Genomic DNA, 23819 nt, shown 5'->3' with positions numbered 1-23819 from the left:
CTGCGTTACCGCTGGTCCCAGCGGTCACGCATCTCGTAATAGAGAACGGCGAGGGGCAAAAACCAAGGCTTGCCGTAATAGAGATGACGGCTGCGGAAGGGCAGATCTGCGTAGGCACTCGGTTCATCTTCGATACCCAGCATGCGTTGGGCTATCTTGTGGCCTAACCAGCTGGCGCGCGCGATGCCGGTCCCGTTATAACCACAGGCATAATAAACGCCTTCATGTTGACCGAGATGCGGCAGCTTGTCGAAGGTGAAACCGGTCTGGCCGTGCCAATAGTGGGAAATCCCTGCGTCCGCCAGTTCGGGAAAAACCTGCAGCATCTGTTTACGCAGATGCGCGGCATTCGTTTCCACTACGTCCTCACCGGTAACCTTGAGCACCCGGCCGCCAAAGAGGATGCGCGTCCCGTCCGGCGATGGCCGGAAATAGGTGACGACACGCTGGCTTCCGGCAAGCATGCGCCGCTTCGGCATCAATTGGCTCATGACGGCGGATGGCAGAGGTTCGGTTGCTATGATTGCACTGCGGATCGGGATGATACGGCGCTGCAGGAAAGGATAGAGCGGGCCGGTATAACCGTTCGTGGCGAGCAGAACCTGCTTTGCTTCGATCTGCCTCTTGCCGTCCGACACCCTGAAGCCTGTCGATTGCCATTCGAGTGCCGTCACGCGCACGCCAGCAACGATTTTCACGCCCGCTCGTTTGACAGCCTGTGCCAGGCCTGCAACGTATCGGGCCGGATGTAACCCGGCATAGCCGGGAATGGCGAGGCCTCCGTGATAGAAGTCTGTGCCTATCTCGCCGTGTTGTTCCGCACGTGGCACGAGATAAGCATCACAGGGCATGACCTTGCGGATGCGCTCCAGCTGCGCGCCCATCGCATCGTAAGCACGCGGTGTAACAGCGCCGCGGAAATATCCGACGACTGCCAGATCGCAATCGATTTTCTCCCGGCCGACGACATCCGTTACGTGCTGCAGAGCCTGAAAGCTCTCGGTGACGATTGCCCTTGCCTTGTCGGCACCATAGGCCATGGCCGTGTCGAATGTTGCCCAGCCCGGTCCCAGCATGCCTCCGTTTCGTGAAGAGGCGCCCCAGCCGGGGGCTTCGGCGTCCAATACGGTAACCTGTCGGCCTGCTCTGGCAAGCGTAAGGGCCGCATTGAGGCCGGTGAAGCCGCCCCCGATAATGACCACCTCGCTATGGGAAGGCAGATCCGCTTCCAGGGTTGCTGTCGGTTTCGCATCCTCCCACCAATAGGGTTCATTAACGGCATCATGGGTGAAAAAGCGGCTTTTCAGCTTCGTCATGGCCGTTACGCTTCTAGAACGCGTCGCAGGAAATCCTGCGTGCGCGGGTTTTGCGGACGGCTCAGCACTTCTTCGGGAGGACCCTGTTCGACCAGGACGCCACCGTCGAGAAAGAGCACGCGATCGGCAACTTCCCGTGCAAAGCCCATCTCATGCGTAACGACAACCATGGTCATGCCTTCCGCGGCCAATGATCGCATGACGGCAAGAACCTCACCGACGAGTTCGGGATCGAGCGCGGATGTCGGTTCGTCGAACAGAATGGCGTCCGGCTGCATTCCGAGCGCCCTGGCGATGGCGACACGCTGCTGCTGGCCACCCGACAGTTGGGGCGGATAGCTGTCTGCCTTCGCCGCAAGCCCGACGCGTGTCAGCAATTCGCGAGCGTGCTCAAGCGCTTTCTCGCGCGGTTCGTTCTTAACGTAGATCGGCCCTTCCGCGACATTCTCGAGCGCCGTCATATGAGGGAAGAGGTTGAAGCGCTGAAACACCATGGCCACCCGGGTGCGGATGCGCTTGATACTTTTGCTGGCGGTATCGACGCGATCGCCATGAACCCTGATCTCGCCGCCCTGATAGGTCTCAAGCCCGTTGATGCAGCGAAGCAAGGTCGATTTGCCGGATCCCGAAGGGCCGATGATGCAGACGACCTCGCCCTTTTTCACCGAGAAGGAAATGTCGTGGATGACTTCGATCGTGCCGAAACTCTTGCGGATGTTCTTCAGTTCGATGATGCTCATCGCGATTTCCCCAGACGTCGTTCAAGCCATGAATTGAAAGCCGTCAGCGGCAGGCTCATGGCAAGATAGATGAATGCGACAAGTGTGAAGATGATCGTGTTCTCGAAGGTCGAGGACGCAAGCAACTTTCCTTGCAGCGACAGCTCCGCGACGGTGATCGTTGAAGCGAGCGAGGAATCTTTGAGCAGCATGATCATCGTGCTGCCGTAGGGTGGTAATGCAACACGGATCGCCTGGGGCAGGATGATCCGTCGCATCAGCAGGCCCCAGCCCATGCCGATCGAAAGCGCCGCTTCCGTCTGGCCCCGGTCGATGGCTTCTATGCCTGAGCGGAAGACCTCCGCCATGTAAGGCGAATAGGCTATGCCCAGGCCGATTATGGCTGACTGAACGGCCGTCAGCGACAGGCCGAGATCCGGCATGACGAAGTAGATGTAGAACAGGATCACCATTCCGGGGATGCCGCGGACGATGATGATGATCGTACTGGCGGTAAAGGCAAGCGGCACAATGCCGCTCACCCGCATCGAGGCCCAGACCAGACCGAGCACGGTCGCAAGTACAAATGCTCCAATGGTCACGAGCACGGTCAGATAGACGCCCTGCATCAGGATCGGCAGATAGCCGGGCGCCTGCTCGAAGAAATGAGACATGATCTTTGTTGCCGAGTCTTAGAGGCCCCACTTCTTCTTTATCGCGTCGAAGCGGCCGTCCTCTTTCATCTTGGCAAGCCCGGTATTGATCTTTTCCAGAAGCTCGGCATTGCCCTTGGTGACCGCGATATTGATCGGACCGACGACAGCCGGCTTGTAGGATTGAACGAGGCGAAGTCCCGGGAAACGTCCCTGAGCAATGTTATAGGCGAGAATCGGATAGTCGCCGACGCCGCCGTCGAGGCGACCATTGGTGACATCGCGTAGGATGTCGGGCAGAGATTCATACGCGTTTACCTCAGACGGCGCGCCGGATGATTTCATGTAATCGATGTAGCGGGTGCCGACCTGAGCCCCGAGCTTCTTGCCCTTGAGATCCTGGACGCTGGTGTAATCGGTCGTGTCCTTGTCAGATACGACCAGGCCTTCGCCATAGGCGTAAACATCCTGGCTGAAGTCGACGACTTTGGCGCGCTCGGGCGAGCCATACATGGCCGCCGAAATGATATCGATCTTGCCGGAGGTCAGCGCGGCGATCAGCGCCGAGAACTGCATCGGCTGGATCTCGATCTTGAATCCGCCGTCCTTGGCGATCCCCTCGATGACATCCACCATCACTCCCTGGATGGTATTGGTTTTAGCATCGAGGAAGGTGAAGGGAGTACCCGTCGGTGTCGACCCGACCTTATAGACCGTCTGCGCCTGAGCTGTATGCGCGGCGACTGCGAAAGATATGGCGACCAGAGTTGTCTTGAACCACATTTTACATGTTCCCTTTTTATATTTTTCAAGAAAATGCATCGCGGATTATCTCCGACAGACAAACGTAATCTCTCGGAAACATTGTTGCGTGTGCAGAGCATTGAAGCCCGGTGCAGGATTATAAAAATCGTCCGGTAGGACAGAGTGTCTCATCTCGGAATCGTACGATGTTGCGAATGGCGAATACTTCACAGCAGATAATGCTGAATCATGAGCTCATTCCAAATTCATTGGGATGACCGCGCATTTGATTTATCAATTCCGCATGGCTGGGTGATGGTCGCGCGAGCTTGTAAGATAACTTCCATGGATAAGAATTCACGCCGCATGATTTCATCCAACACAGCGGTTTGCTGCCTGAAAGGTATGGTCAAAAGTTCGTATCTCCTTAATGGCTTAATTACGCTCTGACCCGCAGCGAGTTTTCCGGAGGCCGTCAAAGCATACACGGAGGAAATGAACCGGCTGATCCGGGATCGCCGCGCGCAGGCGCAGAACGATCGGAAGTCGCTCGCCAAGGTCGAGAAGGCCATCGCCGGCATCATTGCGGCCATCGAGGACGGCGTGACCAGCCGTCCTTGAAAGCCCGCATGGACGACCTTGAGCGATAGAAGGCGGAGATCGTCGCCCGCCTTGGGCGAGTGCCGGCGGACATGCCGGATATTAACCTTAATCTCGCCGACTTCTACTGCCGCCGCGTTGAGCGTCAGTCCGACATTCTCAGCGACCCGGACGGCGGCAGGCAGGCGGCGGAAGCTCTCCGCTCACTCATCAGGGAAATCGTCCTTACCCCCAGAGCCGAGGGAACACAAAGGCAACCCGGTCTTATGGCAGAGGTCGAAGCCTGCCTCCGCAAACAATATTCCCGGAATAAGATCGATCCTCCTCGCGAAAGCCCGATCGGCGCCATCCGGAGCGAAAAATATTATGTACTCTCCTGCCTTTCCGCAGGCACGTCTGCCCTAACAATCTCGCAAAAGTTCAGCTTCCGCTGGCCCAAAATTCCTGTGCACCTCAATTTACATGCAGAGGGCTAGTATCTCAGTTCGGTGCCTACTGCCTCGGTGGAGTCGGGTGCGTGGTCAGCCATACCGCGTCCTATCCGGCGATAGTGGAAGGCATCCCCTCCGGGCGCCGTTGCTTCCTCGATCAAGGCTGCCATGCGCGCGTGCAATGGAGATTTGATGCAGGCGGGATCGGTGGCGGCAGCGTTTCCTGCAATCGCCATCGCCTGACAGCGACAGCCGCCCCAGTCTATTTCCTTGCGGTCGCAGGTGCGGCAAGGCTCTGCCATCCAGTCCGTGCCTCGAAAGGCGTTGAATGCCGGGGAACCGTGCCAGATGTCGGTCAGGCTTTTTTCGCCGAAACGGTCGAAAACGAGACCGGGTATGGTGCCAGCCGCATGACACGGAAGAACAGTGCCGTCCGGCGCCACCATGAAGGCGTCGTGTGCCCAGCCGCCCATGCAGGGCTTGGGGTAAACCGCAAAATAATCGGGTGTGACGAAATCGATAGCGAGAATGCCGTGAAGCCGTTCCTGCGCTTCCTGCACGACATTCACCTGGTGTTCCACGGCGGCACGGTCCGGCATCAGGGTATTGCGGTTGAGAAGCGCCCAGCCGGCATATTGAACATTGGCGATCTCCAGCCTCTCGGCGTCAAGTTCGAGCGCCAGTTCGATGAAGGCCGGGATCTCATCGATATTGTGGCGGTGGATAGGAGCATTGATCGTCAAGGGCAGGCCAGCTGCACGCACCTGTTCGGCTGTCCCGATCTTCTTGACATGCGCATCGCGATAATTGCCGATCTTTTCGGTGGTGGCGGCGACAGCGCCTTGAAAACTGATCTGGACATGATCCAGCCCGGCTTTCGCCAGATCGTCGATCCGTCCTTCACGAATACCGACGCCGGCGGTGATCAGGTTTGTATAGACGCCGCGATCGCTCAGGCGGCGGACCAGAGTTTCGAGATCCGGCCGTAGGGTCGGTTCACCTCCTGACAGATGGATCTGGAGCACGCCGAGATCGGTAGCCTGGTCGAACAGGGACAGCCAGTCTTCCGTTGCCATTTCACGGTTTGCCTTCAGAAGTTCGAGCGGGTTCGAACAATAGGCGCATTGAAGCGGACATCGATGCGTCAACTCGGCCAGCATGCCGATCGGGGGAAGAACCGCTTCGGTCATAACGTCACCAGCGAACGGTCCGACCAGTCCTGCAGAAAGGTTTGGACGTCGGAAGTTATGTCTTCGATGGATGCGTCATATTGCATCGACAGTTCCTCCAGGATCTGGGTCACCGAATGCGTGCCGTCACAGAGGTTGAGAATATCGAGGCTCACCTCATCCGGCCAGAACACCTTTTCCGGCGACAGCAAAGCCCAAGCCTGCCGTACCGTGTCATATTGCAGCCGCACATGCGGCTTCAGCGTCGGTGTCGACCCGGAAGAAAGTACGATGCGCTGCCTTTGCGGTCTCATCATGGCTGTTTCGGATCAAAGGCGCCCGGCGGAATGTGGCCGTGATCGCCGTAAGCCTGTTCCAATGCGTCGAGCATGGCCCAGAGTAGATCGCATTTGAAGACGAGCGCATTGATCACCGCCTGCTGTTTTTCGGGCGTATGAGCATGTTGTCGCACATAGGCGAGCGCATAATCGGCATCACGCGAAGCCTGCACCGGCCTCGGCTTGAAATATTCGAGAATATCCTCGGTGACGTAATCATACTTCGCGAGCATGGCGGGAACCCGCTCGCCGATGATGACGGGTGAAAAAAGCTCGGTCAGGGAAGACGCCACCGCCTCCAGTAGGCTTTTATCGGTACAGAAGGACAGATATGCGCCGACGGCGAAGCGGGTGGCCGGCAGTGCGCCCTGCTGGCTCGCCACAAAATCCCGATCAAGTCCGAGCCCAGTTGCAAGTTTGAGCCATCGGGCAATGCCGCCATTCCAGCCGTCACTGCCGTCGTGATCCTCTATCCGCTTTCGCCATTCGGCCCGAAACGCGGGATCTTCCGCATGCGACAGGATCATCGCGTCCTTGCGGGGGATAACAGCCTGATAACAATAGCGGTTTAGCGCCCAGGCCCGTAACTGCCCCTTCGAAAGCTGGCCCGAGGTCATCTTGTGATGCAGCGGGTGGCGGTTGTGATAACGGGAAAGGCCGATTTCGCGCAGGATGCCCTCAAGTTCATCCGCTGTCAGTCCATTGTGTGCGGCATCGGCGAACTCGTTCACAGGCGGATCTCCATTCCGTCGTATCCAATTTCCCAGCCGCCTTTGTGCACTGCCGCCGCTTCGGGCGAACGATTGTCCAGGATGGGATTGGTGTTGTTGATATGCACATAGATCCGCCGTCCGATCGCAAGATCGGACAGAGCATGCATCGAGCCGTCATCGCCGGAAATATGCAGGTGGCCCATGCGTTGTCCGGTTTTCGAGCCGACCCCGGAGGTCAGCATCTCGTCATCGGTGTAAACTGTTCCATCGAAGAGAAGGCATGAGGCCTGATCCAGGCGCTGTCTGAGGTCGCCGTCGATACGGGCGCAGCTAGGAATGTAAAAGACGGCCGACACGGCGTTTCCAGACGTGATCTTCAGGCCGATCGTATCGCCCTCTTCGGTCCCGAAACCTTGTTCGGCCTTGGCCTGATCTTCCAGAAAAAGGGCAATCTTGCCGGGCACCGCGAATGCTTCCACCGAAATGCCGGTTGGCCTGTTCTGCCAGTCCAGAATGGGAGAGATTTCATGCAACTTCAGTTCACGACGCTCGACCAAGGCCGGATCGACCACGTTGAAGATCGCATTCTGCTCCAGCACCGCAAGAACGCGTGCCGTGGCATAGATGACGAACCGCTCCCGCTCCCGCAGGTTGAGCAGACCGGCAATATGATCGACATCCGCATTCGTCAGCACCACGGCGGAGATTGGGGTGGAACGCGGTGGGGCGTTTTCGGCCGGCTGCAGTTCCGGCGTCGCTGCAATCTGCTGTCGGATATCCGGCGACGCGTTGAACAGCACCCACCGCGCTTCGTCGGCGCTAGCGGCAAGACTCGATTGGGTTCTGGGGCGGATGTTTTCCACGCCTTTTCGGGCATCGCGGCTCAAATGAAAATTACAGTTCCACTGGGGGAAGCCACCTCCGGCGGCGGACCCCACAACCTTCAGGTACATGAAACCCTTCCCCTGACGAAATCTCGCCACGGCTCAATATCATATCTGAAAGACGCCCCATCCGGGCTCCGGATGAGGCTGCTTTAACTGCTTATTTTTTCGACGGAAGTTGTGCGGGAAAGTATCGTGACATTTCCATTCCGACGGGGACGGTGCACATCGTCGGTTTCTTCCAGATCTTCTTCATAAGTTTCTCCTCCTCATAAAGGGCCTCTTCGGCCAAGATCATCATACGCGCAATCCTGCGATGTACAACTGTAGATGAATGCGAAGTTTAGAGACAGCTTCACATTTACAGGTTGTAATCCGATGCGTCTGCGCTAATCTGACCAAGGCACCGATAATCCATGGCAGATCCGAACAGTATCGGAGATGTGTGTTCTTTTGCGAGCATATAGGATGTGTGGTGGCTGTTTTCGTCTTTTTACTCATTTCAATTTTTCTTGCGGTTTTGCCTCTCGCAGAGGTTCGCGCACAAGCTTCATCCAAACCCGGAACAGCAGGTCAGGTGCTGCCTGAACCTGAGGTATACAAAGTCAGGCTCGGCTACATTCGCGCCTATGCGCCGCAACTGGCGCTGTCAGTTCTCGATGTACCACCGCGCGACGAAGGGGTGGCGGGCGCGAGCGTCGCCATATCCGACAACAACACGACAGGTCGTTTTCTGGGACAGAAATTCTCGCTCGATGTGGTCGAGGTGAAGCCGGATTCAGACGTGCTTGCCGTTTTCGACGCGATGGTGGGCAAGGGGATCTCGACAATTCTTGCAGATCTTTCCGCAGGGCAGCTTCTGGCGCTGGCGGATGCAGCCCAGGCCAAAGGAATAATCGTCTTCAATGTCGGCGCCACGGACGACCGGTTGCGGGAAGAGGATTGCCGCGCAAACGTCTTTCATACGGCACCGACGCGCAGCATGCTGGCAGACGGACTGGCGCAATACCTGATCTGGAAACAATGGCGGCGCTGGGCGCTGATTTATGGTTCGCATGAAGGTGACCGGCTGTTTGTCGACGCTTTGCGCCGGGCGGCCGAGCGGTTCGGCGCGGAGATTGTCGCGGAAAAAGAATTTGCCGATACCGGTACGGCGCGACGAACCGATAGCGGCGTGGTGCAGATCCAGCGGCAAATGCCGGTGTTTACGCAGGGGCTGGCCGAGCATGATGTTCTGCTGGTCGCCGATGAAAGCGAGGTTTTCGGCACCTATGTGCCGTTTCGCACCTGGCAGCCACGACCGGTGGCCGGCACCGCAGGGCTGATGCCTTCCGCCTGGCATCCGGCCAGCGAGCAATGGGGCGGCACACAAATCCAGAATCGTTTTCTCAAGGCCACGGGACGGCGGATGCTATCGAAGGATATGTCTGCTTGGACGGCAGCACGCATCGTCGGCGAGGCGGCAACGCGTACGCGCAGTGCCGATCCGGCCGAGATCGTCGGTTTTATCCGTTCCGACGAATTCTCCATTGCAGCCTTCAAGGGGCAGAAGCTGACCTTTCGGCGCTGGAATTGGCAGTTGAGGCAGCCAATCTTCCTCGGCGATGGACGATCGGTGGTGTCGACCTCACCGCAGGAGGGATTTCTGCATCAGTTCTCCGAACTCGATACATTGGGCGTCGATAAGCCGGAGACGAGGTGCGTGCTGAAATGAGGTGACAACAGAGGAGCCTTGGGAGGGGCTGATATGCAGAAAAGACCGACTTCAGTCGCCATTACGTTTGCTTCGCTGCTATGCGGCGGACTGATGGGCGCACAGCCGGCCGAAGCCTTCATGGCCTATGTGTCGAACGAGAAGGACAATACGGTGACCGTTGTCGACACGGCAACCGGGACTGTGGTGAAAACACTTCCCGTCGGGCAGCGGCCGCGCGGCATCACCATCTCGCACGACGGCAGGTTCATCTATCTCTGCGCCAGCGATGACGACACGATCGAGGTGATCGATACCGAGACGCTCCAGATCGTCGACACGCTTCCCTCCGGGCCGGACCCGGAACTGTTCGTTCTCTCGCCGGATGGCAAAACGCTTTATGTCGCTAACGAGGACGACAATCTGGTCACCGTCATCGACATCGAAAGCCGCAATGTGCTGGCGGAAATCCCCGTCGGCGTGGAGCCGGAGGGCATGGGCATCAGTCCCGACGGCAAGACCATGGTCAACACGTCGGAGACGACGAACATGGCGCATTTCATCGATACCGACAGCCATGAGATCACCCATAACGTGCTGGTGGATGCGCGGCCGCGTTTCGCCGAATTCAAACCGGACGGATCGGAAGTGTGGGTGAGTGCGGAGATCGGCGGTACGGTTTCGGTCATCGACAATGCCAGCCGGGAAGTGAAGCAGAAGATCACTTTCGAGATCGCCGGCCTGCGCTCCGAAGCGATCCAGCCGGTCGGCGTGCGCATCACCGCCGATGGCAAGAAAGCCTATGTGGCGCTGGGACCGGCCAACCGCGTCGCGGTGGTCGATACGGCCACCTACAAGGTGAAGAAATATGTGCTGGTCGGCCAGCGCGTGTGGCAGCTCGCTTTCACACCGGACCAGAAGACGATCATCAGCACCAATGGCGTTTCCAACGACATTACTTTCATCGACGTGGCGAGCGACGAACCGGTGCAATCGGTGACGGTGGGAGCGATGCCGTGGGGCGTGGTGGTTTCGCCAAATTAGGAAATCGGGATAACGGGAGGAGGAAAGTATGCTGGATTATCGGACATTGGGGTTGGTCGCCTTGGCGGCTGTGTTTCTGTCTGTGGGCGTCGGCTTTGCGCAGGACAAGGATGATGATGACGACGACAAGACGACTGCCAAGACGACTGCCAAGGCGGCTTCGACGGAAAAGGTGACGCGGGCGAGCAAGGATGTTCCGGAACTGATCCTCGGCTCGGCAAAGGACAGTTTTGCCGTCAACCGCAAGGATTTCGAGCTGGTGGCGGGGCAGGGCTATCGCTGGAAGATCACTTCTGCGGCGGGCCTTGAGTACAAATTCGTCACCGACCTGTTCCGCAATGTCTGGATGAACCAGATCGTCATCAACGATCTAGAGGTCCATATGAACGGCGCGCCGGCGTGGCTCGAATTCGACAGCGAAGGCACGATGCAGGTGCAATTCACCGCTGTTCGTCCCGGCAGTTACACATGGTCAGTGCCGGATCTCGCCGACAAGGGAATGAAGGGGACGATTACTATCAAATAGGAAAATGAGTTTGTGTGGCGTCAGGCCGGCGCAGCAGCGAGCGTGGGAGGAAACATGATGCACGGTATCAAAGACGAGGGCGGCCTAGCACAAGCCATGGCGCTGGAGGTTGCCATGGTCAGCCATTCCTATGGGCAGAAGAAAGCGCTCGATGCCGTCTCCTTCTCCCTTCCCGCAGGTAGCTTTACCGTTCTGCTGGGTCTGAATGGTGCCGGCAAGACAACGTTGTTTTCGCTGGTCAGCCACCTTTACGACACCCGTCACGGATCGATCCGCGTATTTGGCCGGGATATCAGGCGCGAACCGGGCGAAGCCCTGCGCCGGCTTGGCATCGTCTTTCAGGCGCGCACGCTCGATCTCGACCTCTCCGTCGGCCAGAACCTCGCCTATCACGCGGCGCTGCATGGCATCGGCAGGCGGGATGCAATGGTGCGGATCAGGGAGCTTCTGGCGCAGGTCGACATGGCTGACCGGCTGCATGACAAAGCACGCAACCTTTCCGGCGGACAGATGCGGCGTGTGGAAATCGTGCGTGCGCTGTTGCATCGGCCATCCCTGCTCCTGCTTGACGAGGCGACGGTTGGCCTGGATATCCGATCGCGCTCCGACATCCTGGCGGCAATCCGGGTGCTGGTGAAGCAGACCGGTTTGAGCGTATTTTGGGCAACGCATCTGATCGACGAGGTTGATCGGGCCGACGATGTGGTGATCCTCGACAAGGGACGCGTGCTGGTGGCGGGGGCGGTTGCGGATGTGGTGCGTCAGTCGGGGGCGAGGGATATCGGCGGTGCTTTCGCGGGTTTGACGAGTGGAGCTTCGCGTTCCGGGTTGAGCGTGGTTACCGCAGCGGCGATTGAGGGGAAGAGCGACCTTGCCGCAAACGGCGAGGTTGAAGCGATGGCTCCGTTGGTCGGAGTGGTGCGATGAGCATTCCGGCCCAAACCGACACCTTTTCCGGCGGCTCATCACGCGGCTTTGGCTTCGCTCAATACGCCGCCTGCCTCACCGGCATCATGCTTCGCGAGGGCCTGCGTTTCCTCAATCAGCGCGAACGTTTCGTCTCCTCGCTGGTGCGGCCGCTTCTGTGGCTGTTCGTCTTTGCCGCCGGCTTTCGCCAGGTTCTGGGGGTATCGATCATCCCGCCTTACAAAACCTATGTTCTCTATGAGGTCTATATCACGCCGGGGCTCTGCGGCATGATCCTGTTGTTTTCCGGCATGCAGTCGTCGCTTTCCATGGTCTATGATCGCGAGATGGGCAACATGCGCACCCTGCTCGTCAGCCCGTTTCCGCGCTGGTTTCTGCTGGTCTCGAAACTTCTCGCTGGTGTCGCCGTCTCGGTGTTGCAGGTCTATGTGTTTCTCGCCATCGCCTGGTTCTGGAGCGTCAAGCCGCCGGTGATCGGTTACCTGCTGGTTCTGCCGGCATTGGTTCTGGCCGGTATGATGCTGTGTTCGCTCGGCATGCTGCTATCCTCGATGATCCGCCAGCTGGAAAACTTTGCGGGCATCATGAATTTCGTGATCTTTCCGATGTATTTTGCATCCTCGGCGCTCTATCCGCTCTGGCGAATTCAGGAATCCAGCCCACCTCTCTTCCATATCTGCCAGGCGAACCCTTTTACCTATGCGGTGGAACTGATCCGCTTCGCGCTTTACGGCCGGATCGACTGGACGTCGCTCGCGGTCGTCTGCGGTTTCACGGTGCTTTTTCTCGGCGGCGCCATCCTCGCCTATGATCCTGCCAAAGGACTGTTGAGCCGCAAAAGGGATACAGGAGGTAATGGCTGATGCTGCCGATCATACGTGTTCCGATCGCTGCTGTGACCTTGGGGTATGCAGCATTGTCATCGCCGGCTTTCTCCGCTCAAGGAGACGATCCGGACTGGCCCTGCATCCAGCGCAAGGTGCCCGAACTGTCAATCGGCCAGATCTGGACCGGCCCAGAGCTGCCGCCACAGGCCGCAGACTGGTCGAAGGACGAGGTGGTGTCGGAACTGGTGGATGATCTCGCTGCACGGCGCCTTCCGCTGCCGGAAGCGCAGGAGAAGATCAAAGCCTATCGCAACATGCTGCCGACAGACGAGCGGCCACAACATATTGCCATGCTGATACAGGGGCTGTTCGACAAGATGAATGGCGAGCGCAGCCATGTCATCTCCGGCATCGCCCGTTATGCGCAACGCCAGCGTGATTTGGCGGCCAGCCTTCGTCGGGAAGGCTCTGCGCTTGATGCCATGCGGGCAAAGCCGGATGTGGACCAGAACCAGGTGACGCTGCGCAGCGACCAGTTGATGTTCCAGACGCGCATCTTCCAGGAACGCGTCCAGTCGCTCACTTATGTCTGCGAGGTGCCGACGTTGATAGAGCAGCGGCTGTATGCGCTGGTCAAAACGCTTGCCGAGGCCTCGCTCGCTCAGTGAAGCGGGTCGGGCCGCCAACACCAGATGTCACGGCGAAAATTGCTTCAGATATGCGATGACATCGGCCACGTCCTTGTCCGCCTTCAGCCCGACGAACGCCATCTTGGTGCCTTTGACGACGCCTTTAGGGTCATGAAGATAGGTGGTGAGTGTCGCTTCATCCCACACCATGCCGCCCTTGCCGGCATCGCTCATGGCCGCCGAATATTTGAAGCCCTCATGGGATCCTGCCGTTCGTCCGAGCAGCCCTTTCAGAGAAGGGCCTATCTTGTTCTGATCGGTATCGGAGACATGACAGGCCTTGCATTTCGCAAATACCTTTTCACCCGCAGCCGCATCCTGGCCAAAGGCATAGCCCGCCATCGGCAACACAAGGCCGATGGCGCCAATATAACAGATGGCACGCATAGAGTTCCTCCCAAAAGCATGAGCGGTGACGGGTAACTTGGTTCGACACCACGCCTGCACACGCAAGGGTAGTTAGTCATAACGCTAAGTCAACATCCCGAAATCAGGTCGTATGCAAAATAAGGTTGCATTAGAGATTTCGTACGTTCGGCATGTCTGATTGACGGCTTTTTCGGGTAAGCGTATTCTGTAGCCTGCTGACGGCCCCTGCAGGCCGACAAAATCGCGGTCCACATGATGCAGGAGAGGGGCTTGCGATGAACATAGTCGATCTTGTCCTGACGGTGTGTCTGTTGGCCAATCTCAGCGATTGCCGCAATGAGCATCTGCTTTTCGAGAGCCGCGGTTCGCTGTTCCAATGCATGATCCTGGCGCCGGCGGAAATCGCGAAATGGTCGGGACAGCACCCTGCGGTAAGAATTGTACGCTGGAAATGCGCCTTTCCGGATAAGGGTCGCAAGGTCTGATTTTCCAGCCGCTAGCGAATTGTCAACACGGTCAGAAACAGCGAACGTCCGCCTCCGCCTGAGCGCGTCGCAGCTCGGAAACGGCCGATTTCGCCACAGCTCCCTGTCGGAAAAGTACACCTCGCTCGCCCGTCTGCAGGCCCAGGCTCATAAAAGTCTCGGCCGCCTCGTAACGCTCATAGGGTACGATCGACGAGATGACATCGATTGAGCAAGAACAACTTTGGAGTGCGTTTCGCGTTTCGCCGTTCGCTTTCATGCAACCGTGGACATAATCGACTATTGCAACCGTCGGGTAATCGTCCCGCGCCAGGGAGATTGTGGTGAAGCAGAGTGCAACGAAGAAGATTGAGAGCTGAAAAATTCTGATAAACATCAAAAACCTTCCTTGTTCATGGCGTTGTACTCCCAATGCTCAAAGATAATTCCGCAATCATCTTCAAATTATCATTTGTTTTATCTAAGTAATACTCCTGAGCATTTGCAGTAAAATATGTCGCAGAGCAGCAAATTCAATTATAGATCAAGTCAGCGCAAATAATACACTTGCCGCGATTAATGTAATACCCTATCTTTTAAACGGTTTCCGGCTTCAAGGTCTTGTTTTTGGGAGAGGCAAGATCCGCAGGCCTATCGGGTGGGCAGTAAAGGTGCCCTTGGCCCATCCTTTTGCCGTGACACGCTGACGGAAACGTTTCCCGCACATTGAGAAAATCACTTGGCTGCGCTGGAGCATGCGACGGTTCGCGACGACGAGCCGTGCGTGGATAATAAGCATCGGGAGGATTTCACATGCGGATACCTGTCAATTCCAACATTGCACGAAATCTATTTCTACCACTGGCGACCGCGGGCGTTCTGGCCACGGGGTTTTCCGGGGCGGCTTTCGCCAACGACGACCTGACCAAGCTTGCCAAAGACCCGAAAAACTGGGCGATGCCGACCGGCAACTATGGCAACCATCGTTATTCGGAACTCAAGGAGATCACTGCGGGCAACGTCAAGAACCTACAGGTGAAATGGACCTTTTCCACCGGCGTCCTCAGAGGCCATGAGGGTGGACCGCTGGTCATCGGCGACGTGATGTATATTCACACGCCATTCCCGAATATCGTCTATGCGCTGGACCTGAAGAATGACGGCAAGATCCTCTGGAAATACGAACCCAAGCAGGACCCGAACGTCATCGGCATCATGTGCTGCGACACCGTCAACCGCGGGGTCGCCTATGGTGACGGCAAGATCATTCTGAACCAGGCCGATACGACGGTTGTGGCGCTCGATGCCAAGACCGGCAAGGTCGTGTGGTCGGTGAAGAATGGCGATCAGATCGATGGCGGCAAGGGCGAATCCGGCACGGCTGCGCCGCTTGTGGTCAAGGACAAGGTGCTGATCGGCATTTCCGGCGCCGAATTCGGCGTTCGCGGCTGGACTGCGGCCTATAACCTGAAGGACGGTTCGCTCGCGTGGAAAGCCTATTCGACCGGGCCTGATGCCGAAACGCTGATCGACCCGGAAAAAACGACCCATCTGGGCAAGCCGGTCGGTAAGGATTCCGGCATCAATACCTGGGAAGGCGATCAGTGGAAGACCGGCGGCGGTACGACCTGGGGCTGGTTCTCCTACGATGCGAAGTCCAACCTCATCTATTACGGCACCGGCAATCCCTCGACCTGGAACCCGGTTCAAAGGCCTGGCGACAATCGCTGGTCGATGACCTTGATGGCGCGCGATGCCGATACGGGCAAAGCCAAATGGCTCTATCAGATGACCCCGCATGACGAGTGGGATTATGACGGCGTCAACGAGAACATTCTCGTCGACGGCATGGAGGTCAAGGGCAAGAAACATGACGTTCTGGTGCATCTCGACCGAAACGGCTTCGGCTATACGCTGGATCGGGTGAGCGGCGAGTTGCTGGTGGCCAAGAAATACGATCCGAAGGTCAACTGGGCGACGGAAGTCGTGATGGATCCGAAGAGCGAGCAATATGGCCGGCCACAGGTGGTCGCGAAATATTCGACGCAGCAGAATGGTGAGGACGTCAACGCTACCGGCATTTGTCCCGCAGCACTCGGGTCGAAAGATCAGCAGCCGGCGACCTATTCACCGAAAACAGGGCTGTTCTACGTGCCGACCAACCATGTCTGCATGGATTACGAGCCTTACAAGGTGAGCTATACGGCCGGCCAGCCTTATGTCGGAGCGACCGTATCGATGTATCCGGCGCCGGAAAGCCATGGCGGCATGGGCAATTTCATTGCCTGGGATGCCGCCAAGGGTGAGATCGTTTGGTCTATACCCGAACAGTTCTCCGTCTGGTCCGGGGCGCTGGCAACCGCCGGAGACGTGGTCTTCTACGGCACGCTGGAAGGCTATATCAAGGCTGTCGATCTGAAGGGCAAGGAACTTTACAGGTTCAAGACGCCTTCCGGCATTATCGGCAATATCAACACGTTCGAACATGGCGGAAAACAGTATATCGCCGTGCTTTCGGGCGTTGGCGGCTGGGCCGGCATCGGTCTTGCCGGTGGTCTTCTGTCTCCTGAAAACGCTGCGGCATGGCATGGTGCAGTGGATCAGGGGCGCGGCGGACAGGATGAGGCTGCCGTCGTCGGAACGGCGGGTCTCGGTGCTGTCGGCGGTTATGCGGCGCTTGCCGACTACACCACGCTTGGCGGCCAGCTGACAGTATTCGGCCTCCCGGACAACTGACCACGGAAATAATCCTCCGTCGAAGGGTCGCGCTCGCGTGGCGCGGCCCTCAAGGTTCCCTCTGGGCATCGAATGATTATCCGAAATGACTGTGCGGGCAGGCTTCTTCACTTGGTTGGAAGCTTTAAGGCGGGGCTTTTTCATCGCTCCCGAAATGTTTCACATGTGAGGTTCATCAATGGCTTTTTGCAATGCAGCTATCGCATTTGGCATCGTGACATTGTCGTTTCTAACACCCGGAATGACCTTCGCCGATGATGACAAGGAAAAGGCGGCGGCGGTGACCGAGGAGGATGGCAAGTTTCTCGACAAGGACGGAAATCCAACCTTCAAGATTCAGGCGGACGGTACGGTCGATTGGTATACGTTCAGCGGCTACCGCCGATATCATTCCGACTGTCATGTCTGTCATGGGCCAGACGGCGTCGGGTCCAGTTATGCTCCGGCCTTGGCAGACAGCTTAAAGCGGCTGGATTATGCGAGTTTCCTGTCGATCGTGGCGGAAGGGCGCAAAAATGTCGGTGGCGGCAAGGAGAACGTCATGCCGGCTTTTGGCGATAACAAGAATGTCTACTGTTATCTCGACGACATCTACGTCTATCTGCGGGCGCGTGCGGTCGGTGCAGCCCCCCGCGGTCGTCCGCCGAAAAAGGCCGATAAACCACAAGGGGCGAAAGACTACGAAACCTCCTGTATGGGAGGCTGAGATGAAGCATGGTGTCCTGCCCGGCATCTTTCCGGTAGTGCGGAATCTCGCTCACGGCGGATGGATGATGGCGATTTTCGCAGCAGTGATGAGTGTCATGACACATCAGGTTCTTGCTCAAGGGGCTGGTCTTGGCGCGGCGGGAGAACTTGTCGATCCGGATGTTCTGCGCGTCTGTGCCGATCCGTCCAACATGCCCTTTTCCGATCAAAGCGGCGAGGGTTTCGAGGACAAGTTGGCACAGATTGTTGCAGAGGGGACGGGACGAAAATCGGTCGCGTATACGTGGTTTCCCTCGATCAATGGTTTCGTACGCAACACGCTCGGGGCCAACCGTTGCGATGTCATCATGGGATACGCACAGGGTGATGAGTTGGTGCAGAACACCAATGCCTATTACCGCTCGTCCTATGTGCTGGTCTATCGGAAGGGCGGCGATCTGTCGGGGGTCGAAACGCTCGCCGACCCGAAGCTTAAAGACAAGCGCATCGGGGTTGTCGAGGGTACGCCGCCGACGGCTAACATGGCCAAGGCTAAGCTGATGGGGAAGGCAAAGGTCTATCCGCTGATGGTCGATACGCGTGCCATGCCCTCCATGGCAGAGCTGGCGATGCGTGACATGCAGTCAGGGGCAATCGACGCCGCAGTCCTTTGGGGGCCGATGGCCGGTTATTATGCCTCTCGATCCGGTGCCCAGATGACACTCGTGCCGCTTATCCATGAAAAGGGCGGCCAGCGCATGATCTACCGGATCACCATGGGAGTTCGCCCCTCCGACCAGAGCTGGAAGCGCACACTCAATACGTTCATCAAGGAAAACCAGGCAAAAATCGACAAGCTGCTGCTGGATTATGGCGTGCCGCTGCTCGACGAACGGGATCAGAGGATTACCCAGTGAAGCCATGAGCAGGCTTGAGGCCGGGAAAAACGGCCTGTTCCAGGGACAGTCAAAGGGGAGTGAGGGAAAGATGGATGTCCGCGCCGCTGTTGCCGTTCAGGCAGGTAAACCGCTGGAAGTGATGACGGTTCAGCTCGACGGCCCGAAGGCCGGCGAAGTGCTGGTCGAGATCAAGGCCACCGGGATCTGCCACACCGACGATTTCACCCTCTCGGGCGCGGACCCGGAAGGCCTGTTTCCGGCCATTCTCGGCCATGAAGGCGCCGGCATCGTCGTCGATGTCGGCCCCGGCGTCACTTCGTTGAAGAAGGGCGATCACGTCATTCCGCTCTACACGCCGGAATGCCGCGAGTGCTATTCCTGCACCTCGCGCAAGACCAATCTCTGCACCTCGATCCGCTCCACCCAGGGCCAGGGCGTGATGCCGGACGGCACCTCGCGCTTCTCGATCGGCAAGGACAAGATCCACCACTATATGGGCTGCTCGACCTTCGCGAACTTCACCGTTCTGCCGGAGATCGCGCTTGCCAAGATCAATCCCGACGCACCTTTCGACAAGGTCTGCTATATCGGCTGCGGCGTGACCACCGGCATTGGTGCCGTCATCAACACGGCAAAGGTCGAGATCGGCTCCACCGCGATCGTCTTCGGCCTCGGCGGCATTGGCCTGAACGTATTGCAGGGCCTGCGCCTTGCCGGCGCCGACATGATCATCGGCGTCGACATCAACCCCGACCGCAAGGAATGGGGCGAGAAGTTCGGCATGACCCACTTCGTCAATCCGAAGGAAGTCGGTGAGGATATCGTTCCTTATCTGGTCAACATGACCAAGCGTCATGGCGACCTGATCGGCGGTGCCGACTACACGTTCGACTGCACCGGCAACACGAAGGTGATGCGCCAGGCGCTGGAATCGTCGCATCGCGGCTGGGGCAAGTCGGTGATCATCGGCGTTGCCGGCGCCGGCCAGGAGATCTCGACGCGCCCGTTCCAGCTGGTCACCGGCCGCAACTGGATGGGTACTGCCTTCGGCGGCGCACGCGGCCGCACCGACGTGCCGAAGATCGTCGACTGGTACATGGAGGGAAAGATTCAGATCGACCCGATGATCACTCACACAATGCCGCTCGAAGACATCAACAAGGGCTTCGAGCTGATGCATAAGGGCGAAAGCATCCGCGGCGTGGTCATCTATTGAGCGGTTCTTTGCCACAAGACGAAGAGACTTCGGGCAGACGCCGGTAACCGGCACAGGATTTTAAACAGAGGAGGAGACTTGCAATGGACAGTGCAGTTCAAGTTCGCATCCATCCCGCGGTGGATGGCGGCGTGAAACCCGCCGGCGCCGGCTTTTCCGGCGGCACATTGGTGTGCGAGTGCACCGACAGACCGGTGAAGGTGAAGATCGAAGGGCAGGTGGCACATAACCACGCGTGCGGTTGCACCAAATGCTGGAAGCCGAAGGGCGCCGACTTTTCGATCGTCGCCGTTGTGCCTCACAATAAGGTGACGGTGCTTGAAAACGGCGACAAGCTCGCGGTGGTTGATCCCAGCGCGCTCATCCAGAGACATGCCTGCAAACAATGCGGTGTTCATATGTATGGTCCGGTCGAGCGGGACCACGCATTCAAGGGACTGGATTTCATCCATCCGGAGCGGTTCCAGGAAAACGGTTGGGCACCTCCGGGGTTTGCTGCTTTCGTATCATCGATCATCGAATCCGGAGTCAATCCGGAGCGTATGGACGGTGTCAGGGCCCGGCTCAAGGAGCTGGGACTAGAGCCCTATGACTGCCTTTCGCCCGGCCTGATGGATTATGTCGCGACATGGGTGGCGAAAAAATCCGGAGCGCTCCCGGCCTGACTCTTGCCTGCAGGATGTACCCGTTGACGGAACGCCATACGGCACGGGTTTGCCGTATGGCTCAAGGGGTGGCAATTTGGGCGGGAGCAAGAGTTCGATAGTCGAGGTTGCGGAGGTCCTCCTGCCGGTTTGCGATCTGGCGCCGGTAGGGCAGAATTTCTTATGCTTGAATTCGGAGCCGTTATACACGGGGTCATGTCCTTACCATCGGAAAGTCAGTAGCGCACGGATCTCGGTGAGGCTCGCTATGTTTTCTTGTTTGTTTGGTGAAGACACCTTTCACACCATATTTGGCCCATGCGACGCACCTAATTTCGGGCAGATCTCTGCAGGATGGCATACTGTTTCTGAGAGTTTCCCATAGCAACCAGCAGCTTGATGCTGTGAGCAAGGTGCTCGCGCATGCCGCGCTCACGTTCGCTTCCGCTCTGGGTTTGCGTATCTCGTTGCCGTCGGTTTAACTTTCCTGGAAATACCAGATCGGGAGTAGTGATGGGACTGCCAAATTCATGGCGTAGGCCCCTGAAGCGAAGACTGCCGCCGGGCTTAAAAGCGCGCATACTGTCAGCAACCACTGTGGGAAATTTTTTTATGCTTGCCGGCGTCTTTCCGGCGGCCAGCAGCAGCGCGTAGCTCTTGCCCGCGCGCTGGTGAAGGAGCCGAACATTCTTCTGCTCGATGAACCGCTCTCTAACCTCGATGCCACGCTGCGCATCACCATGTGGGCGGAGTTGAAAAGCATCCAGACGCCTCGGTTTCACCACGCTGATCGTTACCCACGACCAGATCGAGGCGATCACCATGGCGGATCGGATCATCTGCATGAACAATGGCGAGAATGCCCAAATCGGCACGCCGGACGATCTGTATCGCCGTTCCAACAACCTGTTCGTGGCAGGCTTTATCGGCACACCGCCGATGAACCTCCTGAAGGGCAATGCTGATGGCCGTCGCCTTCAGGTCGCCAATGCCTCGTTTGATCTCAACGCGCAATGCTCCGGCGCCGTAACCTTCGGTCTTCGCCCGGAAGACATCACGCTAACGTCGGCTGAGATAGCGCTATTTCATGGAGAGATAGTCACTGTCGAGCCGATGGGCAGTGAAGTCTTTTACACGATCGACACGCCAGCAGGCATTATCCACGCGCTTGAATATGGTGAAGCGGTTCGGCATGCGCCGGACACCAAGGTGGGCATTACAGCCAAGTCCGAACTGACGCTCGTGTTCGATGCGTCCGGCAATCGCATCGCCGATCTCAATGCCGATTTTTTACACCATGCCGCAGGTCGCGCCCGCGTGCTCGAACCCGCAAACTGAGAGGAATCTTCAGTGAGCAAAATCGTATCGCATCGAGGCGCAAATAAGTTTGCGCCTGAAAACACCTTTGCTGCGGCCAATCTCGCGTTGGAGCAAGGGGCCGATTATATTGAACTCGACGTGCGCGAAAGCGCCGATGGTGTCCTCTATGTCATCTATGACGAAGCGCTGGACCGCACCACCAACGCCAAAAGTCCGGTCGGCCATATCTATCAGGCGAAATCGACACGCTCGATGCAGGCAGCTGGTTTGATGACCAATTCAAGGGTGCCAACTTCCGCGGCTCGATGTCTATCTCGAGCATCTGCGCGGTGGCGCCGGTGTCTATATCGAACTGAAATATTGCGACCCGGCCAGGTCGTGGCACTGGTGCGCGATCTCGGCATGGTGCGCGACACATTCTATTTCTCCTTCTCCGAGGAAATGCGCCGCGACCTGCAAATCATTGCACCGGAATTAATAAAGATTATGACGCTCAACATCGCCAAGTCTCCCTCTCTGGTCGGTGCAGCGCATCATGCATTGATCATCGAGATCACACCCGAGCAAATGCGCCGCCCTGCCATCATCGAGGCAAGCCGCAAGGCCGGTCTGGACATCATGGTCTATTACGGGGGCGATGACATTGCTGTTCACCGCGAGATCGCTTCCGCCGGCGTCGATTACATCAATCTCGACCGTCCCGACCTGTTCGATGCTGCCCGCGGTGACATGAATGGAGTTGCCGCCTGATGCAGATTGGAGTCGTTGCCGATGTTCATCTCCATGATCTCTACGGCGGCTATGGATGGATAGAGGAGGGTAGTGGCGACATTGCCCTTCGCACCTTCGAAGACACGATAGCATCCACGCGGGTGTTCAACGAGAGCCATGCTGCATTTCTTGCGGTGCTGGAGGATATAGTCCGACGCGGCATCCGGGATGTTGTGTTGTTGGGCGTTTATTCGGACGACGGCCAGCCAGGCGCCGTTACGGCCTTGAAGCGTATTCTTTCGTCCTACGAGGTGTAATGTCCATGTAGTTTTAGAGGGCTGGAGGTTCTAGTCCCATCAAGAGCGTAACAAGTGACCCGAGACCCAAGTGTCCCCCCGGGCTTTCGCAAGGTCTTTGCTCTTCGTGCTCTGATCCCAAAGGTTGGTTCGCAGGGAACTGGAGTTTCCGTGGCGGTCAGAACGTGAAACATTGAAACGTCGATGAAAAGAATAAGACTGGTGGGTGATGTAGGGCTCGAACCTACGACCCGCTGATTAAGAGTCAGCTGCTCTACCAACTGAGCTAATCACCCGCGTCACCATCTAAGTGGTGACAGATGGCCCTATAGAATGGACCTAGGGGTTTGTCCAGACTGGATCGTGCGCTGCAGCATGTGATGAGGGACAGCATCTCATATGAACCTTCCGCTGAGTTTTTAACTGTTGGCCGGCTGCCTGCGCAATTGAGAGGGATCGCGTCGTCGCGAAGCCTCAGGCTAGTGTGCTTCTCCCCGAACTCAGACGTTACCTCCAACTCCACCCATATGGTCACACCTACACGCCGAGGGGAAAATCGACGCTTGATTGTCAAACGATGTGCATGTAGACAGCGCGTCCCAACACTGAGGCACGAGCATTTGCGTCAGGAAAGTGCATTGGAATGTAGCTCAGTTGGTAGAGCAGGCGACTGTTAATCGCCCGGTCGCAGGTTCGAGCCCTGCCATTCCAGCCATCGCGTGGTCGACATTCATGCGAATTCAACGCGGCTTAGGGAAGACTGAAAACGGGCTTCCTTTCATACAAAAGTTTCGACTGCATTCGCATAGACCAAGTGCCTGGAATGGCGCTTGCAAATGGCCGAAATTATCACCCTCACACGGCGGAACGGACATTATCTTTTCAAATCAATCTCTTATAAATTTATTCTCAACATTCGCACTTTTCCCCATTGACGGCGCCGCGGCCTCGCCCTTATAAGCCGCACCACTGAAGCGGGGCATCGGCAAGCAAGCTGATTGTCGCTTTGGAAACATCCAATAATCAGCAAATACTGATTAGGACCGGGTTACGGTTTGGCTCTGTTTTTTGTGACGATTTAGGCTTTCGGGTTTTGGATCGTCGGTTATTTGACAATTGAATATGAGAAGAAAGAGAAACGTGGTCGGCGGGTTTTCGCGGACGGTTCTTGAGCTTTATGGTTTAGGGACGGTCTGTTTAGAAG

General features: G+C 57.4%; 25 protein-coding genes, 2 tRNA genes and 2 pseudogenes. 18 read left to right on the top strand and 11 right to left on the bottom strand.

What is annotated here, in order from left to right:
• Window positions 1–5: 5 nt before the first annotated feature.
• From ACI3K0_RS26490 to ACI3K0_RS26475, 4 genes are read right to left on the bottom strand one after another with little or no spacing between them, the layout of a single operon-like run.
• Window positions 6–1316, bottom strand: coding sequence for an NAD(P)/FAD-dependent oxidoreductase (locus tag ACI3K0_RS26490; RefSeq protein WP_404946554.1), 1311 nt, complete (start codon window positions 1314–1316; stop codon window positions 6–8).
• A gap of 5 nt (window positions 1317–1321) precedes the next feature.
• Complete coding sequence (locus ACI3K0_RS26485; protein ID WP_206829010.1) at window positions 1322–2050, bottom strand: ATP-binding cassette domain-containing protein; 729 nt, start codon at window positions 2048–2050, stop codon at window positions 1322–1324.
• Window positions 2051–2052: 2 nt separating this feature from the next.
• A complete protein-coding gene (locus tag ACI3K0_RS26480) occupies window positions 2053–2709 on the bottom strand; it encodes an amino acid ABC transporter permease (RefSeq protein WP_206828982.1) in 657 nt (218 codons plus the stop codon).
• Window positions 2710–2727: 18 nt separating this feature from the next.
• Window positions 2728–3471, bottom strand: coding sequence for an ABC transporter substrate-binding protein (locus ACI3K0_RS26475; protein WP_206828981.1), 744 nt, complete (start codon window positions 3469–3471; stop codon window positions 2728–2730).
• Window positions 3472–3927: 456 nt separating this feature from the next.
• On the opposite strand from ACI3K0_RS26475, the gene ACI3K0_RS26470 reads away from it, so the two are divergent.
• Together ACI3K0_RS26470 and ACI3K0_RS26465 are read left to right on the top strand one after the other, a co-directional pair.
• Window positions 3928–4053, top strand: a complete 126-nt coding sequence (locus ACI3K0_RS26470) for a hypothetical protein (RefSeq protein ID WP_286195109.1) — start codon at window positions 3928–3930, stop codon at window positions 4051–4053.
• Window positions 4054–4124: 71 nt separating this feature from the next.
• Window positions 4125–4508: a hypothetical protein gene (locus ACI3K0_RS26465; RefSeq protein WP_404946553.1), complete on the top strand. Its 384-nt coding sequence runs from the start codon at window positions 4125–4127 to the stop codon at window positions 4506–4508.
• Here ACI3K0_RS26465 and pqqE read toward each other — a convergent pair.
• Genes pqqE through pqqB form a run of 4 tightly spaced genes read right to left on the bottom strand, consistent with a single transcriptional unit; the run spans window position 4505 to window position 7636 of the window.
• Window positions 4505–5653 carry a pyrroloquinoline quinone biosynthesis protein PqqE gene (pqqE, locus tag ACI3K0_RS26460; RefSeq protein WP_404946552.1) on the bottom strand — a complete coding sequence of 383 codons (1149 nt, stop codon included), beginning with the start codon at window positions 5651–5653 and terminating at the stop codon, window positions 4505–4507. The genes ACI3K0_RS26465 and pqqE overlap by 4 nt on opposite strands.
• Window positions 5650–5949 (bottom strand): pyrroloquinoline quinone biosynthesis peptide chaperone PqqD, encoded by a 300-nt coding sequence (gene pqqD / locus ACI3K0_RS26455; protein ID WP_286195106.1) that lies wholly within the window; start codon window positions 5947–5949, stop codon window positions 5650–5652. The genes pqqE and pqqD overlap by 4 nt, the downstream gene beginning before the upstream one ends.
• A complete protein-coding gene (pqqC, locus tag ACI3K0_RS26450; RefSeq protein ID WP_404946551.1) occupies window positions 5946–6701 on the bottom strand; it encodes a pyrroloquinoline-quinone synthase PqqC in 756 nt (251 codons plus the stop codon). The genes pqqD and pqqC overlap by 4 nt, the downstream gene beginning before the upstream one ends.
• Window positions 6698–7636, bottom strand: coding sequence for a pyrroloquinoline quinone biosynthesis protein PqqB (gene pqqB / locus ACI3K0_RS26445; RefSeq protein WP_206828977.1), 939 nt, complete (start codon window positions 7634–7636; stop codon window positions 6698–6700). Before pqqB ends, pqqC begins: the two co-directional genes overlap by 4 nt.
• Before the next feature lie 508 nt (window positions 7637–8144).
• Between pqqB and ACI3K0_RS26440 the strand changes: the two genes are divergently transcribed.
• Genes ACI3K0_RS26440 through ACI3K0_RS26415 form a run of 6 tightly spaced genes read left to right on the top strand, consistent with a single transcriptional unit; the run spans window position 8145 to window position 13252 of the window.
• The gene (locus ACI3K0_RS26440) at window positions 8145–9281 is read left to right on the top strand and encodes an ABC transporter substrate-binding protein (RefSeq protein ID WP_404946550.1); all 1137 of its coding nucleotides are present in this window, start codon (window positions 8145–8147) and stop codon (window positions 9279–9281) included.
• A 33-nt stretch (window positions 9282–9314) separates the two neighbouring features.
• Window positions 9315–10304: a YVTN family beta-propeller repeat protein gene (locus ACI3K0_RS26435; RefSeq protein WP_206828975.1), complete on the top strand. Its 990-nt coding sequence runs from the start codon at window positions 9315–9317 to the stop codon at window positions 10302–10304.
• Window positions 10305–10332: 28 nt separating this feature from the next.
• A complete protein-coding gene (locus ACI3K0_RS26430) occupies window positions 10333–10830 on the top strand; it encodes a hypothetical protein (protein WP_206828974.1) in 498 nt (165 codons plus the stop codon).
• 54 nt (window positions 10831–10884) lie between these two features.
• Window positions 10885–11757: an ATP-binding cassette domain-containing protein gene (locus ACI3K0_RS26425; protein WP_404946549.1), complete on the top strand. Its 873-nt coding sequence runs from the start codon at window positions 10885–10887 to the stop codon at window positions 11755–11757.
• Window positions 11754–12620: an ABC transporter permease gene (locus ACI3K0_RS26420; RefSeq protein ID WP_206828973.1), complete on the top strand. Its 867-nt coding sequence runs from the start codon at window positions 11754–11756 to the stop codon at window positions 12618–12620. Before ACI3K0_RS26425 ends, ACI3K0_RS26420 begins: the two co-directional genes overlap by 4 nt.
• Window positions 12620–13252 (top strand): hypothetical protein, encoded by a 633-nt coding sequence (locus ACI3K0_RS26415; protein WP_206828972.1) that lies wholly within the window; start codon window positions 12620–12622, stop codon window positions 13250–13252. The genes ACI3K0_RS26420 and ACI3K0_RS26415 overlap by 1 nt, the downstream gene beginning before the upstream one ends.
• Before the next feature lie 27 nt (window positions 13253–13279).
• On the opposite strand, the gene ACI3K0_RS26410 is transcribed toward ACI3K0_RS26415, so the two are convergent.
• The gene (locus tag ACI3K0_RS26410; protein WP_183827948.1) at window positions 13280–13660 is read right to left on the bottom strand and encodes a cytochrome c family protein; all 381 of its coding nucleotides are present in this window, start codon (window positions 13658–13660) and stop codon (window positions 13280–13282) included.
• A gap of 257 nt (window positions 13661–13917) precedes the next feature.
• On the opposite strand from ACI3K0_RS26410, the gene ACI3K0_RS26405 reads away from it, so the two are divergent.
• On the top strand, window positions 13918–14127 hold the full coding sequence (locus ACI3K0_RS26405; protein WP_206828971.1) for a hypothetical protein: 210 nt from the start codon (window positions 13918–13920) through the stop codon (window positions 14125–14127).
• A 31-nt stretch (window positions 14128–14158) separates the two neighbouring features.
• Here ACI3K0_RS26405 and ACI3K0_RS26400 read toward each other — a convergent pair whose 3' ends face one another.
• Entirely contained in the window at window positions 14159–14503 is a 345-nt protein-coding gene (locus ACI3K0_RS26400; RefSeq protein WP_286195103.1) for a hypothetical protein, read from the bottom strand.
• 416 nt (window positions 14504–14919) lie between these two features.
• Between ACI3K0_RS26400 and ACI3K0_RS26395 the strand changes: the two genes are divergently transcribed.
• From ACI3K0_RS26395 to ACI3K0_RS26360, 8 genes and pseudogenes are all read left to right on the top strand, one after another.
• Entirely contained in the window at window positions 14920–16842 is a 1923-nt protein-coding gene (locus ACI3K0_RS26395) for a methanol/ethanol family PQQ-dependent dehydrogenase (RefSeq protein ID WP_206828970.1), read from the top strand.
• A 178-nt stretch (window positions 16843–17020) separates the two neighbouring features.
• A complete protein-coding gene (locus ACI3K0_RS26390; protein ID WP_404946548.1) occupies window positions 17021–17548 on the top strand; it encodes a c-type cytochrome, methanol metabolism-related in 528 nt (175 codons plus the stop codon).
• Between the two features lie 64 nt (window positions 17549–17612).
• Window positions 17613–18446: a substrate-binding domain-containing protein gene (locus tag ACI3K0_RS26385; RefSeq protein ID WP_206829006.1), complete on the top strand. Its 834-nt coding sequence runs from the start codon at window positions 17613–17615 to the stop codon at window positions 18444–18446.
• Window positions 18447–18516: 70 nt separating this feature from the next.
• The gene (locus ACI3K0_RS26380) at window positions 18517–19644 is read left to right on the top strand and encodes an S-(hydroxymethyl)glutathione dehydrogenase/class III alcohol dehydrogenase (protein ID WP_404946560.1); all 1128 of its coding nucleotides are present in this window, start codon (window positions 18517–18519) and stop codon (window positions 19642–19644) included.
• A gap of 83 nt (window positions 19645–19727) precedes the next feature.
• The gene (gene gfa, locus ACI3K0_RS26375; RefSeq protein ID WP_206828968.1) at window positions 19728–20309 is read left to right on the top strand and encodes an S-(hydroxymethyl)glutathione synthase; all 582 of its coding nucleotides are present in this window, start codon (window positions 19728–19730) and stop codon (window positions 20307–20309) included.
• 602 nt (window positions 20310–20911) lie between these two features.
• Window positions 20912–21626: pseudogene (locus ACI3K0_RS26370) on the top strand (ABC transporter ATP-binding protein); the annotation flags it as partial.
• 12 nt (window positions 21627–21638) lie between these two features.
• Window positions 21639–22358 (top strand): annotated as a pseudogene (ugpQ, locus tag ACI3K0_RS26365) (glycerophosphodiester phosphodiesterase).
• A complete protein-coding gene (locus ACI3K0_RS26360) occupies window positions 22358–22636 on the top strand; it encodes a hypothetical protein (RefSeq protein WP_286195101.1) in 279 nt (92 codons plus the stop codon). Before ugpQ ends, ACI3K0_RS26360 begins: the two are co-directional and overlap by 1 nt.
• A 199-nt stretch (window positions 22637–22835) precedes the next feature.
• Here the strand turns inward: ACI3K0_RS26360 and ACI3K0_RS26355 are convergent.
• A tRNA-Lys gene (locus tag ACI3K0_RS26355) sits at window positions 22836–22911 on the bottom strand.
• 343 nt (window positions 22912–23254) lie between these two features.
• Between ACI3K0_RS26355 and ACI3K0_RS26350 the strand changes: the two genes are divergently transcribed.
• Window positions 23255–23330 (top strand) — tRNA-Asn (locus ACI3K0_RS26350).
• Window positions 23331–23819: the final 489 nt, after the last annotated feature.

It is taken from the genome of Rhizobium sp. ZW T2_16, from assembly GCF_044987325.1.
GTDB lineage: Bacteria > Pseudomonadota > Alphaproteobacteria > Rhizobiales > Rhizobiaceae > Neorhizobium > Neorhizobium cellulosilyticum.
The sequence above is the reverse complement of the archived record's forward strand: the minus strand, read 5'-3'. Positions and strand labels throughout refer to the sequence as shown.